Annotated in this window: 4 protein-coding genes; all 4 read right to left on the bottom strand. The window is 69.6% G+C overall.

The annotated features are described in order from the left end of the window. Nucleotides 1-192: 192 nt before the first annotated feature. Nucleotides 193-675: a (2Fe-2S)-binding protein gene (locus FKR81_RS34530; protein WP_146358427.1), complete on the bottom strand. Its 483-nt coding sequence runs from the start codon at nt 673-675 to the stop codon at nt 193-195. 13 nt (nt 676-688) lie between these two features. Continuing rightward, entirely contained in the window at nt 689-2,890 is a 2,202-nt protein-coding gene (locus FKR81_RS34525; RefSeq protein WP_146358426.1) for a xanthine dehydrogenase family protein molybdopterin-binding subunit, read from the bottom strand. A gap of 29 nt (nt 2,891-2,919) precedes the next feature. Continuing rightward, nucleotides 2,920-6,393, bottom strand: coding sequence for a S8 family serine peptidase (locus FKR81_RS34520; RefSeq protein WP_146358425.1), 3,474 nt, complete (start codon nt 6,391-6,393; stop codon nt 2,920-2,922). Nucleotides 6,394-6,464: 71 nt separating this feature from the next. Beyond that, a complete protein-coding gene (locus tag FKR81_RS34515; protein WP_146358424.1) occupies nt 6,465-6,866 on the bottom strand; it encodes a VOC family protein in 402 nt (133 codons plus the stop codon). Between the last annotated feature and the right edge of the window lies 1 nt (nt 6,867).

Raw genomic sequence — 6,867 nt, 5'->3', positions numbered from 1 at the left:
GGGGTCTCCGTACGGCGCACCAGAGGCAGCCACATTTTTAGGGTGGGGTCAAGACAAAAAGACGTCTTGACCCCACCCTCGAAATGCGGCAGGGCTTCGCCTGCGCCGTACGGAGACCCCACCACCCACTGGTTTTCTTGGACGGCTCGCCTCCGGCTTCGCGGGCTTTGGGGTGCTCGCCTTCGGCGCAAGTCAGTTGGTGGCTGGTACGCCTTGCTCGTTGAGCAGTTCTGCTGCTCGTTTGATGGCCTGCCTGATTCTGAAATACGTGCCGCAGCGGCAGACGTTGGCGATTCGGTCTATGTCCGCGTCTGTTGGGTTGCGCGTCTGCTTCAGCAATGCGACCGCTGCCATGATCTGGCCGGGCTGGCAGTAGCCGCATTGTGCTACGTCCTGTTCCAGCCAGGCTTGCTGCACCGGGTGCAAATCGTCACCCGACGCCAGTCCTTCGATGGTCGTGACCGAATGTCCCGCGCATTCCACGACGGGCTTCATGCACGGTTGGATCTCGGCGCCGTCCAGGTGTGAGGTGCAGGCCCGGCACACGCCGATGCCGCACCCGTACTTCGGGCCGTGCACGCCGAGCTTGTCGCGCAGGACCCACAGCAGCGGCAGATCCGCCGGAGCATCGACGGTCACGGACTTTCCGTTGACGACGAAGGTGTAGTTGGGCACCGGAATTGCTCCTTCAGCGCGGGAACGGCTCGAAGTCGACGGGGAAGTTGATGGGGAAGCTGCGCGGCACTACGCCGGTCGCTCGCGCGTAGGCGTTGGCGATCGCGCCGACCGCCGCTGGCACGCCCAGTTCTCCCGCGCCGCCCGGTTCGCCGTTGGCGGGCATCACGATGATCTGCACGTCCAGTGGCGCGTCGGACTGGCGCGCGTAGTGGAACTGCGAATACGAGCCCTCGAGCGGCAGGCCCTTGTCGATGTGCAGGCCGGCGCGCAGCGTCGTGGAGATCGCGTCGGTCAGGCCGCCCAGCAGTTGTGCCTGCAGGCCGCGCGGGTTGACCGGGCGGCCCACGTCCACGGCGATCACGGCCTTCACCACGCGTGGTGCTTTGGGGTTGCGGGCGTCGATCTCCACCAGGCACGCGGTGCACGACTTGTACTCGTCGTGGAAGCCGACGCCCTGGGCGAAGCCTCGTGGCATCGAGCGGCCCCACTGACCCACCGAGGCGACCTTGTCCAGCACGGCTCGTTGGCGGGAGGTCTTGAGGTGCTCGCGGCGGAACGCCACGGGGTCCTTGCCCATCTTGCGGGCCAGCTCGTCCACCAGGATCTCCTCGGCGCCGCGGGTGTTGGCCGAGTAGACCGAGCGCCAGGACGACGTGTGCATCTTCAGCGGGACCTCGTTGAGCAGTGAGGTCACCACGCCGAAGTTGTAGGGCACCTTCACGGTCGTGAGGAACACCGTCTGCGCGAAGCTCAGGTTGCCGCCGACCGGCAGGGACGCGGCGGTGGCGGTCAGGATCTCGCCCAGGCCGTGGCGGAAGTCGGTCTCCACGGAGGCGACGCGGTGTTCGAACGTCAGCACGTTGCCCAGGCCGAACGTGGCGCGCAGCTTGTGGTGCGACGCCGCGCGGGCGCGGCCGTGGCGCATGTCGTCTACTCGGGTCCACATCAGTTTCACCGGGCGGCGCAGCGTCTTGGAGATCTGTGCTGCCTCCAGTGCGGCGTCGAAGAACAGGCGCCTGCCGAACGAGCCGCCGCCCTGCATCACGTGCACCTTCACCGCGGACTCCGGCAGGCCGATGGCGGCGGCGATGGTTTGCCTCGCCACGATCGGCGACTTGAGGCCCGCCCAGATCTCCGCGCGGTCGGCGCGCACGTCGGCGATGGCCGAGTTCGTCTCCATCGGGGCGTGGCTGACGAACGCGAAGTCGAACTCGGCGTCCACGTGCTGGGTCAGCAGCGGCGGCACCACGAACGGCAGTGCGGCGGCGCGCAGCTCGGCCTTGATGTCCACATCGGACAGTGTGTCTACGGTGCCCGCGTTCCAGGTGACCTTCAGCGCGTCCTTCGCGGCGATCGCCTGGCCGAAGGTCTCGGCTACCACGGCCACACCCGTTGGCACGACACCGATCGCGAGCACGCCGGGCATCGCGCGGGCGACGCTGTCGTCGACCGACCGCACGCTGCCGTTGATGGTCGGCGGGCGGCGCACGACGGTCGGCATCGCGCCGGGCACGTCGTGGTCGAGGGTGTACTTGAACTGGCCGGTGACCATGGCCCGCGCGTCGATGCGCGACTGGGGCGTGCCGACCAGCGTGTGCTCGGACTCGGGTTTCGGCTGCGCGGCGAACACGCCGGTCAGCTGCGCGGCGGCCGAGGTCAGCAGCCCGTAGGCGATGGGCCGGCCGTCCGGCAGTATCACCGCACCGTCGCGAGTGGACAGTCGCTGGACGGGGACGTCGTGCTCCTTCGACGCGGCCGCGAGCAGCCGGGAGCGAGCGGCCGCGGCCGCGCTGCGCACGGGCCCGTAGACCGAGCGGATCGTGTTCGAACCGCCGGTGAGCTGGTTGAACAGCAGCTCGGGGCGGGCGTCGGCGAGCCGGACGCGGACCCGGTCGAGCGGCAGGTCGAGCTCTTCGGCGACGAGCATCGCGGCGGCGGTCGTGATGCCCTGACCGACCTCGGCGCGAGGAAGTTCGAGTGTGACGACACCGTCCGCGCCCACCTCGAGCACCGCGAGCGCTCCGGCGGTGGGTGTGCCGGCGAGTATGAGGATCTCGCCGAGATCCATGATCTCGGCCGGCTGCGGCAGCGTCGGGATGACGGCCTCCGCCGTGCCGGGTACGGCGATGGTGAGGACTGGCGCGGCGACCAGGAACGTGAGGAAACGTCGCCGCGCCAGTCCAACCGGGACTTCGCTGTCACGGGTGGTCATGTCCCATCAACGAAGTCCGGTGCACTCGGTTACGCCCGCAGGCGGTATGCGCGCAACACCGTTTGGTCGACCGTGTTGCCGTCGGTGTCCGACGCGGTGACCTTCAGTGACACGAAGCCACCGGCCTTCCCTCCTGGCGGAATGATCGACCGCACCGGCACCCAGGTGGCCCCGTCGTCGTAGGACGCCCAGGCCTTCCAGTCACGCACCGTCGCGTGGCCCGCACCCGACTGCCTCGGGAAGGTGAACTTGACCGGTACCGGAGCACCGGCCCGCGCGCTGTTGCGGATGTCGAGTGGAATGTCGTACGCGACCTGCAACAACGGCAACGCGCCGGTGGACGTGGCGGAGGTGAACCCCCACTTCGTGTCCACCCGCGTGGACAGCGCGACCTGCGGCGCGCCCGCGCGTTCCGCGGAGAGCGCCAACTCGTAGCGGCCCTGCCCCGGCGGCACCCGCCACTCGCCGTACGACGGGCGCGGCGAGGTGCCGAGCGGCTGACCGTCGCGGCTCAGCGCCAGCGTGCCCCAGCCGCTGCGGACCCAGCCCTCCAGCGCGTTGCCCGCGGAGAACACCGACACCGACGCCGAGATGGCGTCGCCGGCGCGGGCCACCTCGTTGCGCGACCACGGCGCGTACCCGCCGGGCGGGATGCCGACGCGGGGCGCGGACACGCCCTCGTTCCAGACCACGGACGTCTTCTGCCCCGGCCGGAACTTCAGGTACCGCTGGTCGCTCCAGTTCCCGACGTGCGGGTCACGGGCGTCGGCGCCGAACATCCGGCCGATGCCGACCTCGCGGTAGAAGCCGATCCCGTTGCCCGCCGTGTAGAACTCGGTGCGCGACGCCGGGGCCAGCAGCCACTCGTCGAGCAGCAGGATCATCTTGGCCGGCTGGCCCTCCACCACCGGGTGCACGCGCTGCGAGACGAGAGCGTCCGCACCGGACGAGCGGTAGGTCGAGCTCACCTCGGCCACCGGGCCACGCGTGTAGGTCTTGCCCGCGGGAAGACCCTTTTCCGGGTAGAAGAGGTTGTAGCTGACGGGAGAGGTCTCCGCCCCGGTGAGGGTCAGTCGCACCGGTTTGCCCTCGGACAGCTCACGCACCAGACCGGCCGCGTGGTGCTGGGTCGCCCACACGACGGGCAGCGCGGTCTGCTCGTTCATCGCGAACGGGATGGGGCCGACCTGGAGCACCGCGGCGGCTCCGGCGTCCTTCAACCTCTGCGCGTGGTCGAAGATCTCCCACTCGGCGCCGTCCTTCAGCTGCAGCACGACGAGCGCGCCCTTGACGTCACCGCCGGGCAGGACGACGGGGTACTCGTGCCTGCCGGAGACCGGACCGCTCGAACCGTAGGTGCCGAGCGGGAACCGGAACCGGCCGTCGATCGACACGCGCGGCTGCGCGGCCTTCAGCAGCGTCTCGTAGGTCACGTTGGCCACCGGGTCGCCGAAGCGCAGGCCGTAGACGTCGGTGGCGCCGTAGAGCGGGCCGCTGACGCCTGAAGTGTTCTTGCTGGGGATCCTCGGCACCGACAGGTCGGTCTCCCGGTGCAGCTGCGCCACTCGGGAGTCGCCGACGTCGACCTTGATCGGCTTCGCCTGCCGGGTGTCCAGCACGACCTCGGCGTCCTGCGCGAGGGACACCTTGCCCACGACGTCGGTCGCCGACACGGGCGCGTACCAGTGCCGCGCCTCGTCGTACTCCTTGACGCGGCTGAGGACCGCGTAGTCCGCGACCGGCAGCTTGACCGAGCCGACGCCGGTCGCGTCCAGCAGCAGCGGCGAGCTCTCGCCGGTGGTCTGGTTGACCAGCAACATGTACTCGCCCACGGGCTTTCCGTCGCGGCCGGTGGCGCGGACGGTCAGCCGGTGCCGCTCCTCCTGCACGTACGCACCGACCGCGGTGGTGATCTTCACGCCCGGTGCCTCCGCGGTGAGGTAGCCGTAGAACTGGCCGAGGCCCTTGCGCGGGTCGAGGATCACGGTGAGCGGCGCGGTGCCGTGCGCGGGCACCGTGACCGTGTCGGCCGAGAGGCTGAAGTCGTTCAGCGGCAACGAGACCTTCAGCGTCACCGGCTGGTCGCCGTCGTTGCGGTAGGTGATCGTCTTGTTCCTGACCTCGGTGTGCGGCCACTCCAGCAACCCGTACGAGAGGCTGCCCGCGTCCGCGCGCACCTGCTGCGTGGCCGCCTTCGCCACGTCCAGCAGCCCGGTGCCCACCTCGTCCGGCTTGGTGCCGTCCTTCGCGGTCCCCATGAGATGTGCCTTCAGCTCCCCCGCGGTCCAGGAAGGGTTGCGCTGAGCCAGGATCGCGGCGGCACCGGCGACGTGCGGCGTCGCCATGGAGGTGCCGGTCAGCCGGGCGTGGAACTCGTCGACCGCCTGGCCGGGGAGCGTGTCCTTGGCCCGTGCGGCGACGATGTCCGTGCCGGGCGCGGCGATGTCCGGCTTCACGGCGTGGTCACCGATCCGCGGCCCGCGCGACGACGAGTCGTTGAGCGGCCCCTGCTTCGTCACGTTCGCGACGGCGAGCGCCGAGTCCGCCGCGGCCGGCGACGACACCCTGCGGTAGACGCCCGAGTTGCCCGCCGCGATGACGAACAGCGCGCCGGTCTCCTCGGTGAGGCGGTTCACGGCCTGGGACAACGGATCCGTGCCGTCGCTCTGGTCGCCGCCGAGGCTCATGCTGACGACCTTGGCCTTCGCCTCTCGCGCAGCCCATTCCATGCCCGCGATGACAGCGCTTTCCTGGCAGCCGAACTCCTCGCACACCTTGCCGACCGCGAGCGTCGCGCCCTTCGCGACGCCGGTGTACGTGCCACCCCGCCCGGCGACGGTGGACGCCACGTGCGTGCCGTGGCCGTTCGTGTCCTGGATGCCGAGGCCGGTGAAGTCCTTGCTGGTGCTGACGACACCCTGCAGCTCGGGGTGCCCCTGGTCGTACCCGGTGTCCAGCACGGCCACCGTCACGCCCTTGCCGTCCAGGCCGTTCTGCCACGCCTGCGGCGCGCCGACCATCGGCACGCTCTCGTTGAGCGTCAGCCTCGCCCGTCCGTCGAGCCACATCTTCTCGGACTGGATGCTCGCCTGCAGCAGCCTGCCCCACTGCTGCGCCGCGTCCTTCTTCGCCGTGTTCCCGGCAGCCCGGAAACCACTGTTGAGCACCGGGATGTGGTCGATCTTCGCGTCCTCGTACCCGAAGTCCAGCAGTGCCGTGACGTCGAAGAACCGCTTGTCCAACCGGTCCTTCGCCAGCAACGGCAGCGCGTCCTCCGGCACCACGAACTGGTGGTCGTTCTCGACGTACCGGACGAACGACGTGCCCGGCCTCCCCTCGGTGCCGACGAACGCGCCCTTGTCGTCGACGACGACCTTGTCACCGCTGATCAACGTGACGGTGCGAGTGCTCGCACCGTGCTGAACGGCCGGTGCCGCCTGAGCCGCCGGCGTCACGAGACCGGCGGCCAGAGCGGCGATCACCAGATGTCTGGCTGGTCGCACATGTCCTCCCCTGTGGTGAAAAAACGATCACCATGGAGGACTCCGCTTCACTCACCCAGGTTGCACGTTCGTCAATTACTCGCTCCCCGGTATGAGCCGAAGCTCCAGGTGTTGCCCTCCGGGTCCCGCACGATGAATCCGCGCGAGCCGTAGTCCTCGTCGCGCAACCCGCGCACCTCAACGGCTCCGGCCGCATGCGCCCGCGCATACACCTCATCGGGATTCGCGGTGACGACGTAGATGGAGGCCGAGCCCTGAGCACTTCCCCCGGACTCACCGGCCGAACGCTTGCTCGACCCGAGCATCACGCCGCCGCCCTCGGGCCACACGAGCTCGGCGTGCACGACCTCGCCGTCGGCCTCGCCGGGCACGACCAGGTGCTCCGCGAACCCGAAAGCCTCGACCAGGAAACGAATACCGGCCGGCGCGTCGTCATAGGAAAGCGTCGGCCACACAGTGGATGCAGGTGTCATG

Origin of the sequence: Lentzea tibetensis (assembly GCF_007845675.1) — a bacterium.
GTDB lineage: Bacteria > Actinomycetota > Actinomycetes > Mycobacteriales > Pseudonocardiaceae > Lentzea > Lentzea tibetensis.
The sequence above is the reverse complement of the archived record's forward strand: the minus strand, read 5'-3'. Positions and strand labels throughout refer to the sequence as shown.

Bases quoted from the DNA above. Each gene is read 5' to 3' on its own strand.
- FKR81_RS34525 (WP_146358426.1), bottom strand. From the start codon at position 2,890: ATGACCACCCGTGACAGCGAAGTCCCGGTTGGACTGGCGCGGCGACGT.
- FKR81_RS34515 (WP_146358424.1), bottom strand. From the start codon at position 6,866: ATGACACCTGCATCCACTGTGTGGCCGACGCTTTCCTATGACGACGCG.